At 57.8% G+C, this 20,421-nt stretch carries 24 protein-coding genes; 22 read left to right on the top strand and 2 right to left on the bottom strand.

All coding sequences use genetic code 11. From position 1 onward, the window contains the following. Positions 1-636 precede the first annotated feature (636 nt). Genes rluC through sppA form a run of 3 tightly spaced genes read left to right on the top strand, consistent with a single transcriptional unit; the run spans position 637 to position 3,239 of the window. Positions 637-1,587: a 23S rRNA pseudouridine(955/2504/2580) synthase RluC gene (gene rluC / locus IEY47_RS07690; RefSeq protein ID WP_373293539.1), complete on the top strand. Its 951-nt coding sequence runs from the start codon at positions 637-639 to the stop codon at positions 1,585-1,587. After that, on the top strand, positions 1,580-2,266 hold the full coding sequence (locus tag IEY47_RS07685) for an HAD-IIIA family hydrolase (protein ID WP_373293537.1): 687 nt from the start codon (positions 1,580-1,582) through the stop codon (positions 2,264-2,266). The genes rluC and IEY47_RS07685 overlap by 8 nt, the downstream gene beginning before the upstream one ends. Continuing rightward, a complete protein-coding gene (gene sppA / locus IEY47_RS07680; RefSeq protein WP_188982593.1) occupies positions 2,259-3,239 on the top strand; it encodes a signal peptide peptidase SppA in 981 nt (326 codons plus the stop codon). Before IEY47_RS07685 ends, sppA begins: the two co-directional genes overlap by 8 nt. Positions 3,240-3,302: 63 nt before the next feature. On the opposite strand, the gene IEY47_RS07675 is transcribed toward sppA, so the two are convergent. Then, entirely contained in the window at positions 3,303-3,881 is a 579-nt protein-coding gene (locus tag IEY47_RS07675; protein ID WP_188982591.1) for a Maf family protein, read from the bottom strand. Between the two features lie 116 nt (positions 3,882-3,997). Between IEY47_RS07675 and IEY47_RS07670 the strand changes: the two genes are divergently transcribed. The 15 genes from IEY47_RS07670 (at position 3,998) to IEY47_RS07600 (ending at position 15,323) form a co-directional block, all read left to right on the top strand. Continuing rightward, on the top strand, positions 3,998-4,525 hold the full coding sequence (locus IEY47_RS07670) for a YceD family protein (protein ID WP_188982589.1): 528 nt from the start codon (positions 3,998-4,000) through the stop codon (positions 4,523-4,525). Between the two features lie 13 nt (positions 4,526-4,538). Continuing rightward, entirely contained in the window at positions 4,539-4,721 is a 183-nt protein-coding gene (gene rpmF, locus IEY47_RS07665) for a 50S ribosomal protein L32 (protein WP_084334003.1), read from the top strand. Position 4,722: 1 nt separating this feature from the next. Continuing rightward, positions 4,723-5,736 carry a phosphate acyltransferase PlsX gene (gene plsX / locus IEY47_RS07660; protein ID WP_188982587.1) on the top strand — a complete coding sequence of 338 codons (1,014 nt, stop codon included), beginning with the start codon at positions 4,723-4,725 and terminating at the stop codon, positions 5,734-5,736. Between the two features lie 43 nt (positions 5,737-5,779). After that, on the top strand, positions 5,780-6,715 hold the full coding sequence (gene fabD, locus IEY47_RS07655; RefSeq protein ID WP_188982585.1) for an ACP S-malonyltransferase: 936 nt from the start codon (positions 5,780-5,782) through the stop codon (positions 6,713-6,715). A gap of 9 nt (positions 6,716-6,724) precedes the next feature. Beyond that, complete coding sequence (gene fabG / locus IEY47_RS07650; RefSeq protein WP_188982583.1) at positions 6,725-7,465, top strand: 3-oxoacyl-ACP reductase FabG; 741 nt, start codon at positions 6,725-6,727, stop codon at positions 7,463-7,465. A 146-nt stretch (positions 7,466-7,611) separates the two neighbouring features. Beyond that, positions 7,612-7,848 carry an acyl carrier protein gene (acpP, locus tag IEY47_RS07645; RefSeq protein WP_003283670.1) on the top strand — a complete coding sequence of 79 codons (237 nt, stop codon included), beginning with the start codon at positions 7,612-7,614 and terminating at the stop codon, positions 7,846-7,848. A gap of 264 nt (positions 7,849-8,112) precedes the next feature. After that, a complete protein-coding gene (fabF, locus tag IEY47_RS07640) occupies positions 8,113-9,357 on the top strand; it encodes a beta-ketoacyl-ACP synthase II (RefSeq protein ID WP_188982581.1) in 1,245 nt (414 codons plus the stop codon). Further along, on the top strand, positions 9,357-10,163 hold the full coding sequence (gene pabC, locus IEY47_RS07635; protein ID WP_188982580.1) for an aminodeoxychorismate lyase: 807 nt from the start codon (positions 9,357-9,359) through the stop codon (positions 10,161-10,163). The genes fabF and pabC overlap by 1 nt, the downstream gene beginning before the upstream one ends. Then, positions 10,160-11,221 carry an endolytic transglycosylase MltG gene (gene mltG, locus IEY47_RS07630; RefSeq protein ID WP_188982578.1) on the top strand — a complete coding sequence of 354 codons (1,062 nt, stop codon included), beginning with the start codon at positions 10,160-10,162 and terminating at the stop codon, positions 11,219-11,221. The genes pabC and mltG overlap by 4 nt, the downstream gene beginning before the upstream one ends. After that, positions 11,218-11,850 (top strand): dTMP kinase, encoded by a 633-nt coding sequence (gene tmk, locus IEY47_RS07625; protein ID WP_188982576.1) that lies wholly within the window; start codon positions 11,218-11,220, stop codon positions 11,848-11,850. The genes mltG and tmk overlap by 4 nt, the downstream gene beginning before the upstream one ends. Next, on the top strand, positions 11,843-12,829 hold the full coding sequence (locus IEY47_RS07620; protein ID WP_188982574.1) for a DNA polymerase III subunit delta': 987 nt from the start codon (positions 11,843-11,845) through the stop codon (positions 12,827-12,829). Before tmk ends, IEY47_RS07620 begins: the two co-directional genes overlap by 8 nt. 33 nt (positions 12,830-12,862) lie before the next feature. Continuing rightward, complete coding sequence (locus IEY47_RS07615) at positions 12,863-13,219, top strand: PilZ domain-containing protein (RefSeq protein WP_188982572.1); 357 nt, start codon at positions 12,863-12,865, stop codon at positions 13,217-13,219. 14 nt (positions 13,220-13,233) lie between these two features. Further along, complete coding sequence (locus IEY47_RS07610) at positions 13,234-14,007, top strand: TatD family hydrolase (RefSeq protein WP_188982570.1); 774 nt, start codon at positions 13,234-13,236, stop codon at positions 14,005-14,007. Positions 14,008-14,149: 142 nt separating this feature from the next. Beyond that, positions 14,150-14,752: a DUF4823 domain-containing protein gene (locus tag IEY47_RS07605; RefSeq protein WP_188982568.1), complete on the top strand. Its 603-nt coding sequence runs from the start codon at positions 14,150-14,152 to the stop codon at positions 14,750-14,752. 13 nt (positions 14,753-14,765) lie between these two features. Continuing rightward, the gene (locus tag IEY47_RS07600) at positions 14,766-15,323 is read left to right on the top strand and encodes a DUF1285 domain-containing protein (RefSeq protein ID WP_188982567.1); all 558 of its coding nucleotides are present in this window, start codon (positions 14,766-14,768) and stop codon (positions 15,321-15,323) included. Positions 15,324-15,368: 45 nt separating this feature from the next. Here the strand turns inward: IEY47_RS07600 and IEY47_RS07595 are convergent, their stop codons facing one another. After that, positions 15,369-17,021 carry an electron transfer flavoprotein-ubiquinone oxidoreductase gene (locus tag IEY47_RS07595; RefSeq protein ID WP_188982565.1) on the bottom strand — a complete coding sequence of 551 codons (1,653 nt, stop codon included), beginning with the start codon at positions 17,019-17,021 and terminating at the stop codon, positions 15,369-15,371. Between the two features lie 299 nt (positions 17,022-17,320). Between IEY47_RS07595 and IEY47_RS07590 the strand changes: the two genes are divergently transcribed. The 4 genes from IEY47_RS07590 to IEY47_RS07575 all read left to right on the top strand — a co-directional run bounded on the left by IEY47_RS07590 (position 17,321) and on the right by IEY47_RS07575 (position 20,285). Then, positions 17,321-18,070: an electron transfer flavoprotein subunit beta/FixA family protein gene (locus IEY47_RS07590; protein ID WP_188982564.1), complete on the top strand. Its 750-nt coding sequence runs from the start codon at positions 17,321-17,323 to the stop codon at positions 18,068-18,070. After that, the gene (locus IEY47_RS07585; protein ID WP_188982563.1) at positions 18,070-18,999 is read left to right on the top strand and encodes an electron transfer flavoprotein subunit alpha/FixB family protein; all 930 of its coding nucleotides are present in this window, start codon (positions 18,070-18,072) and stop codon (positions 18,997-18,999) included. The genes IEY47_RS07590 and IEY47_RS07585 overlap by 1 nt, the downstream gene beginning before the upstream one ends. 135 nt (positions 19,000-19,134) lie before the next feature. After that, entirely contained in the window at positions 19,135-19,488 is a 354-nt protein-coding gene (locus IEY47_RS07580) for a DUF4398 domain-containing protein (RefSeq protein ID WP_229779303.1), read from the top strand. Further along, positions 19,485-20,285, top strand: a complete 801-nt coding sequence (locus tag IEY47_RS07575; RefSeq protein ID WP_188982562.1) for an OmpA family protein — start codon at positions 19,485-19,487, stop codon at positions 20,283-20,285. The genes IEY47_RS07580 and IEY47_RS07575 overlap by 4 nt, the downstream gene beginning before the upstream one ends. The last annotated feature ends 136 nt before the right edge of the window (positions 20,286-20,421 follow it).

Raw genomic sequence — 20,421 nt, 5'->3', positions numbered from 1 at the left:
GTGCGTCAGAAGTGACAACGCGTCACTTCAGTGTCCAGCCAATCCAACCAACACGTGGTGGATCGCGACGACGTCTCCTGCTTGCTGTTGCACTACGCAAGCACAGGATCAGGAGGAGGAATCGAACATCGGTTGCGGACGGCATAGGGCACGTCTCGAACGACTTATCGCTCACGCAATCGACATCGTGCATCTCCACCTGCACGTAACCCTTGAAAATCGGGTGCCGCTCAGTGAATCCGGAGCAGGTTTCATTTAATTCGCAGCTTTCGAAAAGGCCGCGCGTCGTGTTTAAGGCTTTGGTTTCTCGAGCTCCTCTCCGCATTTCTCTGCGAGAGCATCGACGGGACGGCCTGGCGTCCGAGGTGTGTACTTTGCATCCGCTCGGGGCGGTATAAACCGGACTTCCGAGCTGGCCGCGTCAAGCGGCGTTCGCGACTATAACAGTAATATTTAAGTGCTTCAAATAAGCGAAATTGCTATGCTCGCGGCCTTTGAAACGCGAAGTTCAGCGCCCCTCAATTTGGCAGTGAGAGGTGCTGGCTTGGCCGTTCGTACGAGGGGAATGTTCGTTGGTTCAAGCACGAGTAAAAGCACTTCGAGGTGAATGCCTGCTGGATGGCCTGGGGCGCACGCGTGACCGATAGTCAAACCCTGCAAAGCGTTCGGATGATCGAAGTAGGCCCGGAATACGCTGGGCAGCGAATCGACAATTTCCTGCGGACCCAGCTCAAGGGCGCGCCAAAGACCTTGGTTTACCGAATCCTGCGTAAGGGAGAGGTGCGCGTCAACAAGGGGCGAATTAAGCCGGAATACAAGCTTCAGGCGGGCGATATCGTTCGGGTTCCGCCTATTCGCCTGGCCGAAGAGGGCGAGCCGGTACCGGTCGCTCGCTCCGTTCTGGAGCGATTGGAAGCGTCCATCGTGTACGAAGACAAGGCATTGATCGTATTGAACAAGCCCGCGGGCATTGCCGTGCACGGAGGAAGCGGACTGAATTTCGGGGTGATCGAGGCATTCAGGCAGTTGCGCGCCGAGTGCCGCGAGCTGGAGTTGGTGCATCGCCTGGATCGAGACACCTCAGGTTTGCTCATGATCGCCAAGAAACGCAGCATGCTCAGGCATCTGCACGAGGCGCTACGTGGGGATGGCGTGGATAAGCGTTATTTCGCTCTGGTCCGCGGCAATTGGCCGTCATCCCGCAAGCAGGTGAGCGCGCCGCTGCAAAAGAGCAACCTGCGCTCCGGTGAGCGGATGGTAGAGGTCAATGCCGAGGGGAAGGAGGCGTTAACGACATTTAAGGTCGTGCGTCGCTTCGGCGAGTTCGCCACATTAGTAGAGGCGAGCCCTATCACCGGGCGTACTCACCAAATTCGGGTGCATGCCAAGTACGCAGGGCACCCTATCGCGGGTGATCCCAAATACGGCGATGACGACTTTACGAAAGAGATTCGTGAGCTCGGGGGGAAGCGGCTATTTCTTCATTCCCACGCATTGAAAGTGTCATTGCCTGATGGCCGGGTCCTCGAATTGGAGGCGCCGGTCGACGACATGTGGGCGTCAGCGGTGAAGTCTCTTGGTGCGTGATTTCGACCTGCTGATCTTTGATTGGGACGGCACGCTCTGCGATTCGATTTCCCGCATCGTGACCTCTATGCAGGAGGCCGCTTTGGATTGTGGGGTGGTGCCGCAGTCTTCCGATGCGATTAAGTCAATTATTGGATTGTCGTTGCACGAGGCCATCCGAATTTTGCATCCCGAACTCCGTCCAGATATCTCCGTCGAAGCATTTGGTGAAGCGTACAGCGCTCGCTATGTGGCCGCTGATGCAGTGCCATCTCGCTTATTCGAAGGTGTCCCGTCTGCGTTGAAGCGCTTTGCGGATAGCGGCTATCAGCTGGCTGTCGCGACTGGAAAGAGTCGGCGAGGATTGAATCGTATGTTGCGCCAGCACGGTCTGGACGATTTTTTCGACATCACGCGCTGCGCGGACGAGACGGCGGGTAAGCCTGACCCACAGATGTTGTACGAAATATTGGAGCATTGCTGCGTCAGCGCATCTCGAGCGCTGATGGTTGGTGACGCGCTGTTTGATTTGCGGATGGCTTCGAACGCAGGCATGCGCTCCGCAGCCGCCTCCTATGGTGCGATGTCCCGGGATCTACTGGCCGCGGCACGTCCCCATATGATCTTCGATCGATTCCAAGAATTGGAGTCACTCTTGTTGCGCGAGCCGCAGTCTATTGGAATGAACGAATATGTCTGATGAATGGAAAGCGCCATCGGCAAGTGGCGATGCCAAGAGCTGGAAGTTGCTGGAAAAGACCTTGCTCGCAAGCGTTCAGGAGCAGCGTAGGGCTCGGCGGTGGGGTATTTTCTTCAAGCTGTTGACCTTCATCTACCTGTTTGGCGCGATCTTTCTTTTTTCGCCGTTGCTTAGTTTTTCGGGTAAGGGATCGGCAACGGATGATCCGCATACCGCGCTGATCGAAGTGAAAGGCATGATTGCCGACGACACCGAGGCGAGCGCGGATAATCTAGTGAGTAGTCTTCGTAAGGCGTTCGATGATCCTGGGGTAAAGGGGATCATCCTGCGTATCAATAGTCCAGGTGGCAGCCCGGTGCAGTCGGGTTATGTGTACGACGAGATCAAGCGCCTTCGTGACTCGCATCCGGATATCAAGGTGTATGCCGTTATTACTGATCTCGGTGCTTCCGGCGCATATTACATTGCAAGCGCCGCGGATGAGATTTATGCCGATAAGGCAAGTCTTGTAGGTTCGATAGGTGTCACGGCAGCTGGATTCGGGTTTACCGGCGCCATGGAAAAGCTTGGTGTGGACCGTCGACTGTACACGTCGGGCGAGCACAAGGCATTTCTTGATCCTTTCCAGCCGCCGAAGGAGGAAGAAGCTCGTTTTTGGCAGCAGGTGCTGAACACGACGCATCGTCAGTTCATCGACAGTGTTAAGAAAGGTCGGGGCGATAGGCTGAAGGACGCTGAGCATCCGGAGTTATTTTCTGGCTTGGTCTGGTCGGGCGAACAAGCGATTGACCTAGGTTTGGTGGATCACCTTGGGAGCTCCAGCTATGTGGCGCGCGATGTCATAGGTGCGCAGGATATCGTCGACTATACGATTGAGGAGTCACCGTTCGATCGTTTCGCTAAGCGGCTCGGCGCTAGCGTGGCTGAGCATATTGCCATCTGGGCGGGATTTTCCGGACCCGCCCTGCGGTGACGCGTGGTGCCAGAGCCTGTTCACGATCTTGCGAGCTAAAGCTAAACGGTGGTGAGCGGGTTCCTAGGGAAGCTCGATGCCCTCGCTGCGCAGCATGTTGGCGAGGCTGATTAGCGGAAGGCCTATCAGGCTTGTAGGGTCATCACCTTCCATTTTGGCGAACAGGCTTATACCGAGGCCTTCTACTTTAAAGCTGCCGGCGCAATCGTAGGGTTGCTCAATACGCAGGTAACGCTCGATGGATTCCGGGGTCAGGTCGCGGAAATGAACGGTGTACGTCACCACTTCCAGTTGCAGTCGCGTGGTCGTAGCGTTCAGTAGCGCCAGGCCTGTATGGAATGTCACGGTCCTGCCGCTGGAGTGCATGAGTTGTTCAACGGCGCGCTCATGAGAGAGCGGTTTATTCAGAATCGTATTGCCAACGCATGCCACTTGATCCGATCCGATGATGAGGTGAGTGCTGAACGATGCCTGTAGGGCTTTTGCTTTCTGAGTGGCCAGTCGAGCGGCCAGCGTCCGGGCATCCTCCTTTGGTGCTGGTCGTTCATCTATATCAGGTGATTGGTGTTCGAAGGGTAAGCGTAGTCGGGCAAGAAGCTCGCGCCGATAGCGCGAGCTCGAGGCGAGCAAGATGGGTTGCATGAGTTTTCTCTTCACAGTTTGATGATGTGGCTCGCATGAGCCGCCGGACGGGAAGCCATATTATGGCCTCGAATTTCTTTGACAGTGCCAGGAGGCATCCCTAGAATGTCGCGCCTATGTTGAACGGGCCTATTCCTCCTTATGTTGATCCGCGCAAGCTGGCGGACCGCGGTGCCACCCTTGAAGGGGTGTCGGCGGTGTCTGCGTTTGAGCGGTTCAGTGCGCAGCTGGTAGAAAATACCGGTGATGTTCATGCGCGCATCGAGTTCGAACGCGATGAGCTTGGTGCAGTTGTTATGCGCAGCGTGCTGGATACTGAGGTCAGGATGATATGCCAGCGCTGTCTTGAAGTAGCCGAATTGCCTGTCCACGCCGAAAATGTGTACGTCGTGGTTAGAGAAGGGGCGAACACGCAGTCTGTGCCTAAGGCCTATGATGCACTTGAATTGGGCGAAGAGCCCTTGGATCTGCTGACGTTGGTCGAAGACGAGTTATTGCTCGCCTTGCCAATCGTGCCGGTCCATGATCCGGAAGTTTGCCAGCAGCCGGCAGGTCTCGATGAGCCTGAGCCGAGCGAGGGAGAGGTGTCGAAGCCCAACCCGTTCAGCGTACTGGCGCAGTTGAAGCGTGACCCCAACGGTTAGGAGTTAATGAATTATGGCTGTTCAGCAGAACAAAAAGTCGCGCTCCGCGCGTGACATGCGTCGTTCGCACGATGCGCTTGAGTCCAATGCGCTCTCGGTAGAGAAGAGCACTGGTGAAGTTCACCTGCGTCATCACGTCTCTCCCGACGGTTTCTACCGCGGTCGTAAAGTGATCGACAAGGGCGCTGACGAGTAATTTGTCAGTTCCAGTCATCGCTATCGATGCAATGGGTGGGGACTTCGGTCCCCACTGCGTTGTTCCGGCCTGTGTTGCATGCTTGGCCGAAATCCCCTCGTTGCACCTGATCCTTGTGGGTCATTCCCGTCTCTTGGAAGAACTCATCGCCCACCATCCGGAGGTCGATCGTTCGCGGCTGGAAATCGTCCACGCAGGTGAGGTCATCGGAATGGCGGATCGCCCTTCGGCGGCATTACGCGCTAAGCCTGACGCGTCGATGCGCGTTGCATTGGAGCTCGTGCAGCAGTCGCGAGCACGCGCATGCGTCAGTGCTGGCAATACCGGTGCTTTGATGGTGCTCTCCAAGCATCTGCTGAGCACGCTGCCCGGTATAGATCGTCCTGCCATGATGGCGGCGTTGCCGACAATGGGCGCGCCTTGTCATGTGCTGGACCTTGGGGCAAACCTCGATTGCACTGGCGAGCAGTTATACCAATTTGCGGTAATGGGTTCGGTGGCTGTAGAGGCCATGGGCTGCGAGCGGCCTAGGGTGGCATTGCTCAATGTCGGTTCCGAGCCAGGTAAGGGAAACGCGCAGGTGCGGGACGCGGCCGAGGCGCTGTCCAGAAGTCACGTTTTGAACTACGTAGGGTTCATTGAGGGTGATGACCTTTTTCTCGGTAAGGCGGACGTAGTGGTCTGCGATGGATTCGTGGGCAACGTGCTCCTCAAGTCGAGCGAAGGACTGGCACGGATGATCACCGGGCGTATCCGTTCGTTGTTCGATCAGTCTCTCGGGGCGCGTCTAATGGCTTCCATGGTGCTGCCGTTGAAGCGACTGGAGAGCGAGCTGGCGCCCTCGGTTCATAATGGTGCCAGTTTGCTCGGCTTGCGGGGCATCGTCGTCAAGAGCCATGGCTCTGCCGGCAAGGACGATTTTCAGAGCGCAGTCAGACGTGCAGCGCGAGAAATTGAAGAGGATTTGCCGCGTCGTTTGCACGGTAAGCTTCAAAGGTTGCTCGACGGCCAGTAATAGCGTCTTGCATTAATCGACACGACAGCTGAAGAGAAGATCGATGACCACATCAGTCGCTTTTGTTTTCCCGGGGCAAGGCTCGCAAGCGGTAGGTATGTTGGCCGAGCAGGGCACACAATGTGCTTCGGTCAAAAGTACCTTTGCCGAGGCCTCCGAGGCGCTGGGCTACGACCTATGGGACCTGGCTCAGAATGGTCCTGCAGAGTCGCTCAACCGGACCGACAGAACACAGCCTGCCATTTTGACAGCTTCGATTGCGCTTTGGCGCCTGTGGCTGGAAGAGGGTGGCGCTAAGCCCGCCTACGTAGCTGGGCATAGCCTTGGCGAATACTCCGCTTTGGTCGCTGCCGGAAGCGTTGGTTTTACTGATGCGGTCAAGTTGGTTGAGTTGCGTGGTCAGCTGATGCAGGCGGCCGTTCCTGATGGAAAAGGCGCCATGGCCGCAATACTCGGCCTTGAAGATGCCGATGTCGTCGCAGCGTGTGCTGAGGCGGCTCAAGGTGAAGTCGTTAGCGCGGTGAACTTCAATGCGCCAGGTCAGGTTGTCGTTGCGGGAGCGACTGCGGCAGTAGATCGTGCTATCGAAATATGCAAGGCGAAAGGCGCCAAGCGAGCCTTGCCGTTACCGGTTAGCGTGCCTTCGCATTGCGAGCTGATGCGTCCTGCTGCCGAGCGTTTTGCCGATGCAGTCAAGACGCTTGAATGGCGGATGCCTGAAATCGAACTTGTGCAGAACGTAGATGCCAAGGTCGTTGGTGATATCGATACGCTGAAGAACAACTTGCTCGCGCAGCTATACAGCCCCGTGCGTTGGGTTGAGTCGATGGTGTGTCTACAGCAGCAGGGCGTGACAGCCCTGGTGGAATGTGGCCCTGGACGTGTGCTGTCGGGGCTCAACAAGCGCTGCGTTAAGGGTGTCGATACGTTTGCCCTGGACACGCCCGATGCTTTCGCGGCCGCGCTAACGAACAGGTAAGGAATCGTTATGGAACTGCAAGGTAAGGTTGCACTGGTTACCGGTGCAAGCCGTGGTATCGGCCAGGCAATTGCACTCGAACTCGGTCGCCGTGGGGCGATCGTCGTCGGCACCGCGACGTCCGACGCTGGTGCTGAGAAAATTACTGGCACGTTGACGCAGAATGGTATCAAAGGCGTTGGCATGACGCTCGATGTCAGTGACACCGCTTCCGTCTCGTCGGTCCTGGATGCCATTCAACAGCAGTTCGGGGCGCCGCTGATCCTGGTCAATAACGCCGGCATCACGCGTGATAACCTCATGCTTCGCATGAAAGACGACGAATGGTTTGGCGTGATCGACACGAACCTCAATAGCATGTATCGCATGACCAAGGCCGTCTTGCGCGGCATGACCAAGGCGCGTTGGGGGCGGATCGTCAACGTCGGTTCGGTCGTAGGTGCAATGGGTAACGTGGGTCAGGCAAACTACGCGGCGGCGAAGGCGGGCGTGGAAGGCTTTAGCCGTGCATTGGCGCGCGAACTGGGATCGCGTGCTGTGACGGTTAACACCGTCGCGCCAGGCTTTATCGATACGGACATGACGCGAGAACTAGGCGAGGAGCAGCGTACCCAGCTATTGGCGGGTATTCCACTTGACCGCCTCGGTCAACCGGAGGAAATTGCGAAGGCGGTAGCCTTCCTGGCTTCGGATGATGCAGCTTACATCACAGGTGCTACCATTCCGGTGAACGGTGGTTTGTATATGTGAATCTGCTTCCCCGCTTAGCGGGGGACGATTGGTGTAGCCGATTACGCGTGTGGTTGGGCAGGGTCCAGCTTGAAAGTTGGAAAACCCTTTCTATACACTGCGTGCCCCGGCCGCACGGATTTTTCCATTAGGAGTGAAAACAAGGTATGAGCACCATCGAAGAACGTGTCAAGAAGATCGTCGCCGAGCAATTGGGCGTCAAGGAAGAGGAAGTGACCAACAGCGCTTCCTTCGTTGAGGACCTGGGTGCCGATTCCCTTGATACCGTTGAGCTCGTGATGGCTCTGGAAGAGGAATTCGAGACCGAGATTCCGGACGAACAAGCCGAGAAGATCACTACTGTTCAGGAAGCCATCGACTACATCAACGCCCACGCGCAGTGATGTAATCGTCGGAATCCCGACCAGAGAAAACCGCACAGCCTTGTGTTAGCAAGGCGTGCGGTTTTTTGTTTATTTAGCGAATGCTTAAACGAGCGGGTACGTGCGCGTCGACTCGCCTTTAGAATAAGCAGGAAATGAGCGTACGCCGATTGGTACAATCAGCCTTCGTGCGTAGCTTGTGACCGTGAATGAGCTGATGTGTTTCATCGTGAAGCGTCGATGACCTTCGAAACACGAAGCAGCCGCTGATTGAGGAGAGTGTCTGTGTCGCGTAGACGCGTCGTGGTTACTGGAATGGGGATGGTTTCCCCATTGGGAGCCGATGTCGCCAGCAGTTGGGCTGGCGTTCTGGAAGGTCGTAGTGGTATTGCTCCCATCGAGCACATGGACGTTTCCGCGTTCGCTACGCGCTTCGGTGGGTCAGTGAAGGATTTCGATGTCGAGCGGTATCTCTCGGCAAAGGAAGCGCGGAAGCTCGACCTGTTCATTCAGTACGGCTTGGCGGCCAGTTTTCAGGCGGTAAGCGATTCCGGCCTGGAAATTACCGATGCGAACCGTGAGCGTATCGGTATCGCGATCGGCTCAGGCATCGGTGGCCTGACCAATATCGAGAACAACTGCAAATCGTTGATGGAACAGGGGCCCCGGCGTATCTCGCCGTTCTTCGTGCCGGGCTCGATCATCAACATGGTTTCAGGATTCCTCTCCATCCATCTCGGTCTTCAAGGGCCTAACTACTCGGTGGCGACGGCCTGTACTACCGGTACGCATAGCATTGGCATGGCGGCGCGTAACATCGCATACGACGAAGCCGACGTAATGATTGCAGGCGGCTCGGAAATGGCCTCCTGTGGGCTGGGTATTGGTGGATTCGCGGCTGCACGCGCCATGTCTACTCGAAACGACGACCCAGCGCGCGCCAGCCGCCCGTGGGACAAGGATCGAGATGGTTTTGTGCTCGGCGACGGCGCTGGGATCCTTGTACTTGAAGAGCTGGAACACGCCAAAGCCCGCGGAGCGAACATCCTTGCGGAGCTGGTGGGGTTCGGCATGAGCGGTGATGCGTTTCACATGACCGCACCGCCGGAAGACGGCGCGGGTGCCGCACGCTGCATTGCAAATGCACTCAAGGATGCGAAGTTATCGCCTGACGCCGTGCAATACATCAATGCCCACGGCACTTCGACTCCTGCGGGCGACGTTGCGGAAGCGCGCGCGATCAAAACGGTATTCGGTGCCCACGCGTACGATTTGGCCGTGAGTTCGACGAAGTCCATGACTGGGCATCTCCTAGGTGCGGCGGGTGCGGTCGAAGCGATATTCAGCGTCCTTGCCCTGCGGGACCAGGTTGCTCCGCCGACAATCAATCTCGATGAACCTGGGGAAGACTGTGACCTCGATTTCGTGCCGCACCGCGCGCGCGAAATGAAAATCGAGACCGTACTTTCCAATTCATTTGGATTTGGCGGCACCAATGGAAGCCTGATCTTCAAGCGTTTCGCTGGCTGATGCTGCTTTGGATCGATGGCCAGTGCGGCACGCAGGTGCCGGCTGGTGATCGTGGCTTGGCCTATGGCGATGGTTTGTTCGAGACGATCGCAGTACTCGACGGGAATCCGAGTCTTCTCCCTTTCCGTATCGCAAGGCTGCAGAGTGGTTGCCGCCGGCTAAGCATCCCGCTTGACGTGGACGCTTTAGTCCGCGAGTTGCACCGGTTTGGTAATGAACTCGGCACAGGCGTCGCGAAACTGATCATCACGCGCGGCGACGGCGTGCGTGGCTATGCACCGCCGGCGGAAGCGTCATCTCGACGTGTGCTCATTGGCTCGCCTTTGCCTGCCTATCCTTCGGAGTATGCCGATGAAGGCATCGCTGTTTATGCCTGCCGTACCCGATTGGCGGAGCAACCTTTGCTGGCGGGAATGAAGCATTTGAACCGCCTCGAGCAAGTGCTGGCCCGCGCGGAATGGACCGATAGGCGTTATGCAGAAGGGCTGATGTGCGATACCGGAGGACGGGCCGTCGAAGGGGTGTTCAGTAACCTGTTCATCGTTGAAGACTCTCGATTGGTAACGCCGTCGCTACATCGATGTGGTGTCGCCGGCGTTATGCGAGAAGCCTTGATGTCGACCGGGCCATGCGATGTCGAAGACATCACGATCGAGCGCTTGCAGGCCGCGGACGAAGTGTTCATGTGCAACAGCCTCTACGGGATATGGCCGGTTACGGAATTCCGCGAGCATCGGTGGTTGGTAGGCGCCGTCACACGTAAAATGCAGCGCATTTGTCGCCAGCTGTTGGAAGAAAGCGCGTGATTCGTAAGCTGTTCAAATGTTTACTCGGGGTTTGCCTACTGGCACTGATCGCCCTCGGTTTTGCCTGGTGGAAGCAGAACGCAATTCTTGCTCAGCCACTGAAAGTTACTGAAGAACGGCTGATCGACGTGCCACAAGGAACAACGCCGGGTGGTTTGTTGCGTCAGCTCGAAGCCGATGGCGTTCTCGAGGATGCCTTTTTACTGAGGATATATTGGCGATTCAAGCTCTCCGAGCATGCGTTGCACAGTGGCGAGTACCGACTGATGCCTGGCGAGACCGTGCAGGACCTGCTATCAGCTTGGATACGCGGTGACGTCGTGCAATACGCGGTGACGCTCGTGGAAGGCTGGAATTTTCGTCAAGTGCGGGCAGCCCTGGCAGCCAATCCGAAGCTGAATCAGACGTTGGCAGAGGCCAGTGACGAAGACGTGATGGCAACCCTTGGCGAAGAGGGAATGCACCCGGAAGGGCGTTTCTTCCCAGATACCTACCGCTATGTAAAGGGTATGAGCGACCTCGATATATTGCGCCAAGCCCATCAACGGCTGACCCGAATTCTCGCCGAGGAGTGGGCCAAGCGGGCTGAGAATTTGCCTTATGACGATTCCTACCAGGCGTTGATCATGGCATCGCTCGTGGAAAAGGAGACCGGCGTTCCACAGGAGCGCGGGCAGATCGCAGGCGTATTTGTCAGGCGCCTGGAAGAAGGCATGCTGCTACAAACCGACCCAACCGTCATCTACGGAATGGGGGAACAGTACAAAGGCCGCATCACGCGTGACGACTTGCGGCGGCCGACGCCTTACAACACCTATACCAACGCGGGCCTTCCGCCTACGCCCATCGCCATCGTTGGCCGGGAATCGATACATGCGGCCTTGAACCCCGAGTCGGGAAAGAGCCTTTATTTCGTGGCGCGGGGCGATGGAAGTCATGTGTTCTCCAATACGCTGGATGAGCACAATCGCGCAGTCCGCGAATACCAGATCAAGCGTCGGGCCGATTATCGGTCGAGCCCTGCGCCCGCGGCGCCTGCCGAAAAGGAAGCACCATGAGTGGATTGTTCTTGACCCTCGAAGGGCCGGAAGGCGCAGGCAAAAGCACCAACCGCGATTATCTGGCCCGCCAGCTCGAAGCGGCTGGACTTACGGTTTGTCTCACGCGCGAGCCGGGTGGCACGCCATTGGCCGAACGCATCCGCGAGCTGCTGCTGAACCCGTCCGCCGAGCCGATGGCTGTCGATACTGAATTGCTCCTCGTCTTTGCCGCACGGGCGCAACACTTGGCGAGCGTCATCAAGCCTGCGCTTGCGCGCGGGGAAATCGTACTCTGCGACCGTTTCACCGATGCGACCTATGCCTATCAAGGCGCAGGCCGTGGTCTTTCGCAGGAGCGAATCGCCACGCTCGAACAGTTCGTGCAAGGCACACTGCGACCGGACATCACGCTGATTTTTGACCTGCCCATCGAAATCGGGCTGGCCCGTGCGGCCGCGCGTGGACGGCTGGACCGCTTCGAGCAGGAAGGCCACGCCTTCTTCGAAGCCGTTCGACAGTGCTATCTCGCCCGCGCCCGCGCGGACACCGCCCGCTACTGCGTGATCGACGCGGCGCGTCCGCTGTCTGACGTGCAGCAGCACATCGATACATTGGTGCCGAGCCTCCTGGAGCGCCTCCGTGGTTGAGTGCCTGCCCTGGCACCGCGATACCTGGGCGCGCATCGCCGGCAGGGAGCAGCATGCCCACGCGTACCTCCTGCATGGCCCCGCGGGTATCGGCAAGCGTCAGTTCGCCGAGCGATTGGTGGCGCTGTTGCTGTGTCATTCCCCCATGTCAGGAGAGCCTTGCGGACACTGTAAGTCCTGCAGCCTGTTGGCTGCCGGTACGCATCCTGATCACTACATCGTTCAGCCAGAAGAGGTCGACAAGGCCATTCGGGTCGATCAGATACGAGCCTTGGTCGAATTCGTCGTACAGACCTCTCAGCTTGGGCGGCGCAAGGTGATTCTGTTGGAGCCTGCCGAGGCGATGAACCTCAACGCGGCCAATGCGCTGTTGAAAAGTCTTGAAGAGCCATCAGGTGACACGGTAATCCTGATGATTACTCATCAGTTGAGCCGCCTGCTGCCAACGATCAAGAGCCGTTGTGTGCAGCAGCGTTGCCCGACACCAAATACGGATGACGCCATTGCCTGGCTAGACGCACAACTTCCTGATTGTTCGTTTGAACAATGCCGGGCGCTGCTTGCACTGGTGGGAGGCTCGCCGCTACGGGCCGCTACACTGTTTCAACAAGGCGGGCTGGAGCAGCGCAGCGCAGTCGTTGAAGGGCTGAAGAAATTGCTCAAGCAGCAAGCATCGCCGAGTCAGCTGGCTGAAAGTTGGAATGCGATCGGGCTCGGTCTGATCTTCGATTGGTGTTACGACTGGATGCAAGCCGTGCTCCGCTATCAGATGACCCATGACGAAACCGAGCTTGGCGCCGACGACATGGCCAAGGTCGTGCAATACCTGGCCGACAAGTCTTCGACGAGTAAAGTGCTCGCGCTACAGGACTGGCTGTTGTCTAACCGGCAGAAGATTCTTGCCAAAGCGAATCTCAACCGTGCGCTGCTGCTCGAAGCGCTACTCGTGCAATGGGCAATGCTTCCAAGAGCACGCTAGAATTTCTTCGTAATCCACCTGTCGGAACGCTTTATGAACCTGCCGCCAAACTTGGGTCCTCGCAACGGCATATTGTCGCTTACGATCAAGGACAAGTCCGTGCTGTATGCGGCCTACATGCCTTTCGTCAAAGGCGGAGGTCTGTTCATTCCAACGAGCAAGAACTACCGCTTGGGCGACGAAGTGTTCCTGCTTTTGAATCTTATGGACGAGCCCGACAAGATTCCTGTCGCGGCGAAGGTGATCTGGGTGACGCCAAAGGGTGCTCAGGGCAACCGCGCTGCGGGCATCGGTGTCCAGTTCAGTGACAACGACACCAACGCGCGCGACAAGATCGAGACCTATCTCGCTGGCGCGCTGCGTTCGGATCGTCCGACTCACACGATGTAAGGACGCTCTGCTTTATGTTGGTTGACTCACATTGCCACCTCGATCGGCTCGATCTTTCCATCCATGACGGTTCATTGGATCGTGCACTGGACGCAGCGCGCGCGCGGGGCGTAGAGCGATTTCTCTGCATCGGCGTCAGTTCCAGTAATGCCGAAGCCGTGAAGGACATCGCGTCGCGTTACGACGATGTTTATTGTTCGGTGGGCATTCACCCACTGGATCTGGACGAGAGCATCTTCAGCCGCGAATGGCTGGTGGATGCGGTCGCTTCTCCGCGCGTTGTCGCGATTGGCGAAACCGGTCTGGATTATCACTACGAGCCCGATTCTGCCGCGCGCCAGCAAGACGCGTTCTCATTGCATCTTGATGTGGCCAAGACGACAGGTAAGCCGGTTATCGTACATACCCGTGAAGCGCGCGCCGATACGCTTCGGTTACTCCGTGAGGCAGACCTTTCGCAAGCCGGGGTCCTGCACTGCTTCACGGAAGACTGGGAGATGGCGAAAGCCGCGCTGGATATCGGTTTCTACATTTCCTTGTCCGGTATCGTCACGTTTCGCAACGCTGAAGCGCTACGGGACCTCGCTCGTAAGGTTCCGGCGGATCGGCTGTTGGTCGAGACGGATTCACCGTACCTTGCGCCGATTCCTCATCGTGGCAAGCCCAACTTGCCTGAGTACGTCAGGGATGTGGCTGAGTTTGTCGCGGCGTTGCGTGGCTGCGAGTTCGATGCATTCGCGAGGCAGACAGGCGCGAATTTTCTGCGCTTGTTCCCGGAAGCGACGTAGTCACCACGGTGGCAATGTCCTTCGTGCCTGCCGTTTGAGAGCGTCTGCCCGCAATCTTTTGGGTCTCCCCATGGACGCTTTGGCTTGGAAGCTGCATTCCCGCGTATTGTGTCGATTTCCCGGCGCGTTTCGGAGAGTGGAAATGCGAAGCCTTTTGCTAACGGTGCTTATCTTGGGCCTCAGTGGGTGCATGAGTGTCAGCGATATGGCTCAGGCAACCCGTAACCAGATGAGCGATGCGGGCTTGCTCGATCATGGCGAGATACGTCGATCAAGCGGTTGGCGCTTGCAGCCGGATTCCTACATTTTTATCGCCCAAAGTCATTTCCTGCCGACTGGCAGTCGCTATGCACGTCCGAATGTTGTCGCCGAAGAAGCGTTCAATGGTTTCGTAGAGTATTTCCCGATGGTGCGCGGCGCGCGTGAGCCGGAGGGGCTGGAGGAGGCACTGGCGGATGCTCGGGATGCCGGCGCGCACTATCTGCTTTATACCCGGTTCGCCAGCGCGGATGACCGTATAGGCACCTGGGATGAATGGGTCGATCAAGAAGCGGTCGATCGTTTAGGTACCGATCGCGGCGTCGTGCAACTGATGCTTATCGAAACCGCAACGCGCCACCTGATAGATAGCGCGAGGATTCGTAGCCGCGGCGGCCTGCTCACGCTGTACGACAAGCGACCCGAAGACATCCTGGGCCCGCCGATGCGCGACTATGCTCGCCGCCTGTTGGGTTTGGCCGACTAGAAGAGGTAACGCGATGAATGCGACTGGAAAGGTCGACAACCTGTTGGCACAGGTCCCTAAAGGCAAGCCGCCAGTCCATTTGTGGAACCCTGATTTTTGCGGTGACATCGACATGCGTATTGCGCGCGACGGTACGTGGTTTTACCAGGGCTCACCGATCGGGCGTAAGCCCATGGTGAAGCTGTTCTCGTCGATCATTCGCCGCGACGAGGACGCCTACTTTCTAGTGACCCCAGTAGAGAAGGTCGGCATCGCTGTGGACGATGCCCCTTTTGTAGCGATAGATGTCAGAGTCGAGGGTAGTGGCGAAGCGCAGGCGCTGTTCTTCGTGACCAATGTGGACGATGAAGTGCTTGCTGGCGCGGAACATCCGATTCGTGTAACCGAAGATGCGGAGACGCATGAGCCGTCCCCTTATGTACACGTGCGGGCGAATCTAGAAGCGCTGATCCATCGCAACGTGTTCTATCGACTGGTAGCCATTGCGGTCCCGCGCAATATAGAGGGCGCCGATTGGCTGGGGGTCTGGAGCGATGGTGTGTTTTTCCCCATCGGGCCGCTGCCAGTTTAGAGCGGACAAAAAAAGAGCCTCATCGAGAGGCTCTTCGGTGACACGTCACATGTTGGGGTAGTTGGGGCCGCCCGTTCCTTCTGGCGCTACCCAGGTAATGTTCTGGGCCGGATCCTTGATGTCGCAGGTTTTGCAGTGAACGCAGTTCTGTGCATTGATCTGGAAGCGTTTGCCGCCGGCATCGCCCTCAACGACTTCGTATACACCCGCCGGGCAGTAACGCTGCGCCGGTTCATCGTAGAGCGGCAGGTTGCGTTCGATAGGGATGCTCGGATCCGTCAGCTTGAGGTGTACTGGCTGATCCTCTTCGTGGTTGGTGTTGGAGAGAAATACGGACGACAGCTTGTCAAAGCTTAAGACGCCATCTGGCTTCGGATACTCGATCCGTGTCGCGTCACTCGCCTTTTTCAGCGATTCGTGGTCCTTGCTGAGGTCATGCAGCGTAAACGGCAGCTTTCCTCCCAGCAGGTTGTGTTCGACGAAGCTGAATGCTGGCCCTGCTACTGGCCCGAACTTGTGCATCGCGGGCCCGAAGTTACGGGTTGCGTAGAGTTCCTGGTAAAGCCAGCTGGCTTTGAAGCCATCGACGTAGCCCGAGAGTTCGTCGCCTTCGCGGCCTGCGCCCAACGCATCGACGATGGCCTCGGCCGCGAGCATCCCCGACTTCATTGCGGTGTGGCTGCCTTTGATTTTCGCCGCGTTCAGCGTTCCCAGGTCGCAGCCGATAAGCGCGCCACCTGGAAAAACCATCTTCGGGAGCGAGTTGAAACCACCTTTGACGAGCGCCCGAGCTCCGTAGGAAATGCGTTTCCCGCCTTCGAGGTATTGCCGGACGACCGGATGATGTTTGTACCGCTGAAATTCGTCGAACGGCGACAGGTAAGGGTTGCTGTAGGCGAGATCAACGATCAGCCCGACGACCACTTGGTTGTCTTCCAAGTGGTACAGGAAGGAACCACCCGGGTTTTCCTTGTTCAGCGGCCAACCGGAGGTGTGAATGACGAGCCCCGGTTCGTGCTTAGCTGGGTCGATTTCCCACAGTTCTTTGATACCGATGCCGTAGTGTTGCGGATCAGCCTCGGAGGCGAGGTCAAAGCGCTTGCCCAGGGCCTTGCCAATGTGGCCACGGCAACCTTCGGCGAAGAGCGTGTATTTCCCGCGCAACTCCATGCCTGGCGTATACATGCCTTCTTTCGGGTTGCCTTCTCGGTCGACACCCATATCGCCGGTGACGATGCCGCGCACGATGCCTTGGTCATCGATCAGCGCTTCCTGCGCCGCGAAGCCGGGGTAGATTTCCACGCCCAGGTTCTCCGCTTGCCCTGCGAGCCAGCGACAGAGGTTGCCGAGGGAGATGATGTAGTTCCCCTCGTTGTGCATCGGTTTTGGGACAAAGAAGTTCGGCACTTTGGTGGCCGACTCCGCATCTTTCAGTAAGTAGATATCATCGCGTTTGACGGGCGTGTTGAGGGGCGCTCCGAGCGCTTTCCAGTCAGGGAAAAGCTCTTCCAGCGCTCTGGGTTCGAACACCGCGCCAGACAGAATGTGCGCACCGACTTCGGAACCTTTCTCAACGACGCAGACACTGATGTCCTGATTATTTTCAGTAGCTTTTTGTTTTATTCGGCACGCGGCGGACAGGCCCGAGGGCCCGGCACCGACGATGACCACGTCGAACTCCATATATTCGCGTTCCACGAACGGTCTCCTCAGGCTTTATTGATTAGTACGGTCGATCCGTGACCTTTAAAGTGGGGCATTATATAGGGGCAGTACTGGCGGTCCAATACGAACGCTTGTTTGAATCCTGCCAGAGCCTGCTACAGTGAGGCTTTCACGCAGATGCTGGGAACCATTCTTATTGACCGAGGGGTATGCCACGGTCAACATAAGCGGTCTCCATCTCACCATGGTTCGGCGATCGGTTTCGACCGATGCGCAAGCGCCGCCAGTTTCCACCCGCGGACTTCATTCACCGGGAAAATAACGAGGAATCCATGAAGGTTCTTGTAGCTGTCAAACGAGTCGTTGATTACAACGTGAAGGTTCGCGTGAAGGCGGACAACTCCGGTGTCGATCTGGCCAACGTCAAGATGTCGATGAACCCATTCTGCGAAATCGCCGTTGAAGAGGCGGTTCGCTTGAAGGAAAAGGGTGTCGCGACCGAGGTGGTGGTCGTTTCCATTGGTCCTAGCCAGGCGCAGGAACAGCTGCGTACCGCGTTGGCCTTGGGGGCGGATCGTGGGATTCTCGTCGAAACCGCGGAAGAGGTCAGCTCGTTGGCGGTGGCGAAAGCGCTGAAGGCCGTCGTCGATAAGGAGCAGCCTCAACTGGTGATCCTCGGCAAGCAGGCAATCGACACCGACAACAACCAGACTGGGCAAATGCTCGGTGCCCTAAGCGGCATGCCGCAAGGGACGTTCGCCTCGCGCGTTGAAGTCGAAGGCGACGCCCTCAAGGTTACTCGCGAGATCGATGGTGGTCTCCAGACGGTTGCGCTGAAATTGCCAGCGATCGTCACCACCGACCTGCGCCTGAACGAGCCGCGTTATGCCTCGCTGCCCAACATCATGAAAGCGAAGAAGAAGCCGCTGGAAACCCTGTCGCCCGACGCGCTGGGCATCAGTGTCGCGTCGAGCGTCAAGACGTTGAAGGTTGAGGCGCCCGCTGCGCGCGGCGCCGGTATCAAGGTGGCATCCGTAGCGGAGCTGGTTGAAAAACTGAAGAACGAAGCGAAGGTGATCTGATGACTGTCCTGGTAATCGCAGAACATACGAACGGCGCGCTGGTGCCTGCGACGCTCAATACCGTGGCGGCAGCTCAACAGATTGGCGGCGACATCCATGTGCTCGTGGTCGGCGAAGGCGTAAATGCCGTGGCCGAGGAAGCGGCGAAGATTGCAGGGGTGAGTAAGGTCCGTATGGCGGACGACGCGGCCTATGCGCATCAGCTGCCCGAAAACATCGCGCCGCTGGTTGCGGGGCTCGGCGCGGAATACAGCCACATCCTGTGCGCGGCGACCACCAACGGCAAGAACTTCATGCCGCGTGTGGCGGCGCAACTGGACGTCGACCAGATTTCCGAAATCATCGGTGTCGACAGTGCCGACACGTTCAAGCGGCCGATTTACGCCGGCAATGCGATTGCGACCGTGCAATCGTCGGCAGCGATCAAGGTCATTACCGTTCGTACCACCGGTTTTGATGCGGTGGCCGCTGAAGGCGGTTCCGCAGCAGTCGAGACGGTCTCTGGCGCCGGCGACTCCGGTAAGTCCAGCTTCGTAGGCGAAGAGCTGGCGAAATCCGACCGTCCGGAGCTCGCGGCAGCGAAGGTCGTCGTCTCTGGTGGACGCGGCATGCAGAATGGGGAGAACTTCAAGCACCTGTACTCACTGGCTGACAAGCTCGGCGCTGCCGTCGGTGCGTCGCGCGCGGCGGTCGATGCGGGTTTCGTTCCCAACGACATGCAGGTTGGTCAGACCGGCAAGATCGTCGCGCCGCAGCTCTACATCGCCGTTGGGATATCGGGCGCGATCCAGCACCTGGCAGGCATGAAAGATTCGAAAGTCATCGTTGCCATCAACAAGGACGAAGAGGCGCCTATCTTCCAAGTGGCTGACTATGGCCTGGTCGCGGATCTTTTCGAAGCCGTTCCGGAACTGGAAAAGTCGCTCTAACGTTTTCCACCCAGTGGAGCGAAGCGACTGCCGTAAGGCAGTCGCTTTTTTTTCGTCGCCGGACTGCTGCTATACCGATGAGGGTACGGTGTCCCACGCATCGACTGATGAACTCGAAAAATCTAAGGTAACGTTGTGAATCGTACATTCTGGTCACTGGCAGTGACGCTTCTCTTGATGGGATGCACCTCGGCAGATCCTGCGCCCACCGCGCAGATGGAGCTCTCCGAACAGGCCTTGGCACAGGCGCAAACTATCGTGGGCGATACCCCTTCGGTACTGCTGGAAGCTGCCGTTCACAAGCTAGTCCTGGCAAGAGAGAAGATGGCCCAGCGAGACTTTCGGGCGGCGCGCATGCTTGCCGAGCAAGCTGAGCTGGACGCCCGTCTGGCCGAGGTGCGCGTGATCAACGAGAAGCAAGGGCTGGCGATCACCCAGCTCAATCGGCAAATCAAATCGGTACGCCGTGAGCTGGAGAGCCTCCAATGATCATGAAAGTCGGAGCGCTCTCGGCGTGTTTGGGGCTTTTGGTCGGTTGCGCGGCGCAGGGCTACGATGCGTCGAGACTCGATTCAGCCCGTCTGCGTTTCGAGTCGGTACAGGCCAACCCAATGATCATGACAGCGGCGCCGAAGGACGTGAAACGAGCTGGTGAATCCTTGCTTCGGGCCCAGCAGCTCAGTGGCTATTGGGGTAGTGAGGACGATGTCGATCACTTTTCGTATCTGAGCCTGCGCTATAGCGAGTTGGCCGAGACCCAGGGAGTGCTCGCCGAATCCATGGCACAAGAAGCCAAGCTCGGTCTTGACCTGCAACGCTTGCAGCTGAGATTGCGCGAAGCGCACGTTACGGAGGCGGAGCAGGGCGGGCTGAACGAGGACGAGATCGCCAGCCTGTTGGCCACCGAGACCGACCGTGGGCTCGTGATGACATTGGGTGACGTGCTTTTCGATACTGGGCAAACCGAGCTTAAAGCCGGATCCAGCCGGACGCTTTCCCGGCTTGCTCGGTTCCTTGAACTGAACCCGCAGCGACGTATCCGTATCGAGGGATATACCGATAACGTGGGCAAGGCACAGGACAATCAGCGGTTGTCGGAAGCCCGCGCCGATGCGATCGCGGCGATGTTAGGCGAGATGAACGTAGCGCCGTCCCGCATGGAAGTGGCGGGTTATGGGGAGCAATACCCCGTCGCGGAGAACGCCTCGTCTTCAGGACGCGCGCAGAATCGACGCGTTGAGATCGTCTTTTCCAATAGCCATGGAGTACTGACACCGCCTCGCTAGGGGCTGACGATCTGTGCTCGTAAGGGACGCGTGGCGGTTGTGCAAGGATTCAGGCAGACGCCACTGGACAAGGTGTTCTGTACCGGTGCAATCTGAGTGCCTTGAACACTGTTACGGTGCCTGGACTGGAAGTCTG

Origin of the sequence: Pseudomonas matsuisoli, from assembly GCF_014647635.1 — a bacterium.
GTDB classification, from domain to species: domain Bacteria; phylum Pseudomonadota; class Gammaproteobacteria; order Pseudomonadales; family Pseudomonadaceae; genus Pseudomonas_P; species Pseudomonas_P matsuisoli.
Note: the sequence above shows the minus strand (reverse complement) of the source record. Positions and strands in the feature narration are given on the sequence as shown.

Bases quoted from the DNA above. Each gene is read 5' to 3' on its own strand.
- sppA (WP_188982593.1), top strand. From the start codon at position 2,259: ATGTCTGATGAATGGAAAGCGCCATCGGCAAGTGGCGATGCCAAGAGC.
- IEY47_RS07675 (WP_188982591.1), bottom strand. From the start codon at position 3,881: ATGCAACCCATCTTGCTCGCCTCGAGCTCGCGCTATCGGCGCGAGCTT.
- IEY47_RS07670 (WP_188982589.1), top strand. From the start codon at position 3,998: ATGTTGAACGGGCCTATTCCTCCTTATGTTGATCCGCGCAAGCTGGCG.
- rpmF (WP_084334003.1), top strand. From the start codon at position 4,539: ATGGCTGTTCAGCAGAACAAAAAGTCGCGCTCCGCGCGTGACATGCGT.
- fabD (WP_188982585.1), top strand. From the start codon at position 5,780: ATGACCACATCAGTCGCTTTTGTTTTCCCGGGGCAAGGCTCGCAAGCG.
- fabG (WP_188982583.1), top strand. From the start codon at position 6,725: ATGGAACTGCAAGGTAAGGTTGCACTGGTTACCGGTGCAAGCCGTGGT.
- acpP (WP_003283670.1), top strand. From the start codon at position 7,612: ATGAGCACCATCGAAGAACGTGTCAAGAAGATCGTCGCCGAGCAATTG.
- pabC (WP_188982580.1), top strand. From the start codon at position 9,357: ATGCTGCTTTGGATCGATGGCCAGTGCGGCACGCAGGTGCCGGCTGGT.
- tmk (WP_188982576.1), top strand. From the start codon at position 11,218: ATGAGTGGATTGTTCTTGACCCTCGAAGGGCCGGAAGGCGCAGGCAAA.
- IEY47_RS07615 (WP_188982572.1), top strand. From the start codon at position 12,863: ATGAACCTGCCGCCAAACTTGGGTCCTCGCAACGGCATATTGTCGCTT.
- IEY47_RS07610 (WP_188982570.1), top strand. From the start codon at position 13,234: ATGTTGGTTGACTCACATTGCCACCTCGATCGGCTCGATCTTTCCATC.
- IEY47_RS07605 (WP_188982568.1), top strand. From the start codon at position 14,150: ATGCGAAGCCTTTTGCTAACGGTGCTTATCTTGGGCCTCAGTGGGTGC.
- IEY47_RS07600 (WP_188982567.1), top strand. From the start codon at position 14,766: ATGAATGCGACTGGAAAGGTCGACAACCTGTTGGCACAGGTCCCTAAA.
- IEY47_RS07590 (WP_188982564.1), top strand. From the start codon at position 17,321: ATGAAGGTTCTTGTAGCTGTCAAACGAGTCGTTGATTACAACGTGAAG.
- IEY47_RS07585 (WP_188982563.1), top strand. From the start codon at position 18,070: ATGACTGTCCTGGTAATCGCAGAACATACGAACGGCGCGCTGGTGCCT.
- IEY47_RS07575 (WP_188982562.1), top strand. From the start codon at position 19,485: ATGATCATGAAAGTCGGAGCGCTCTCGGCGTGTTTGGGGCTTTTGGTC.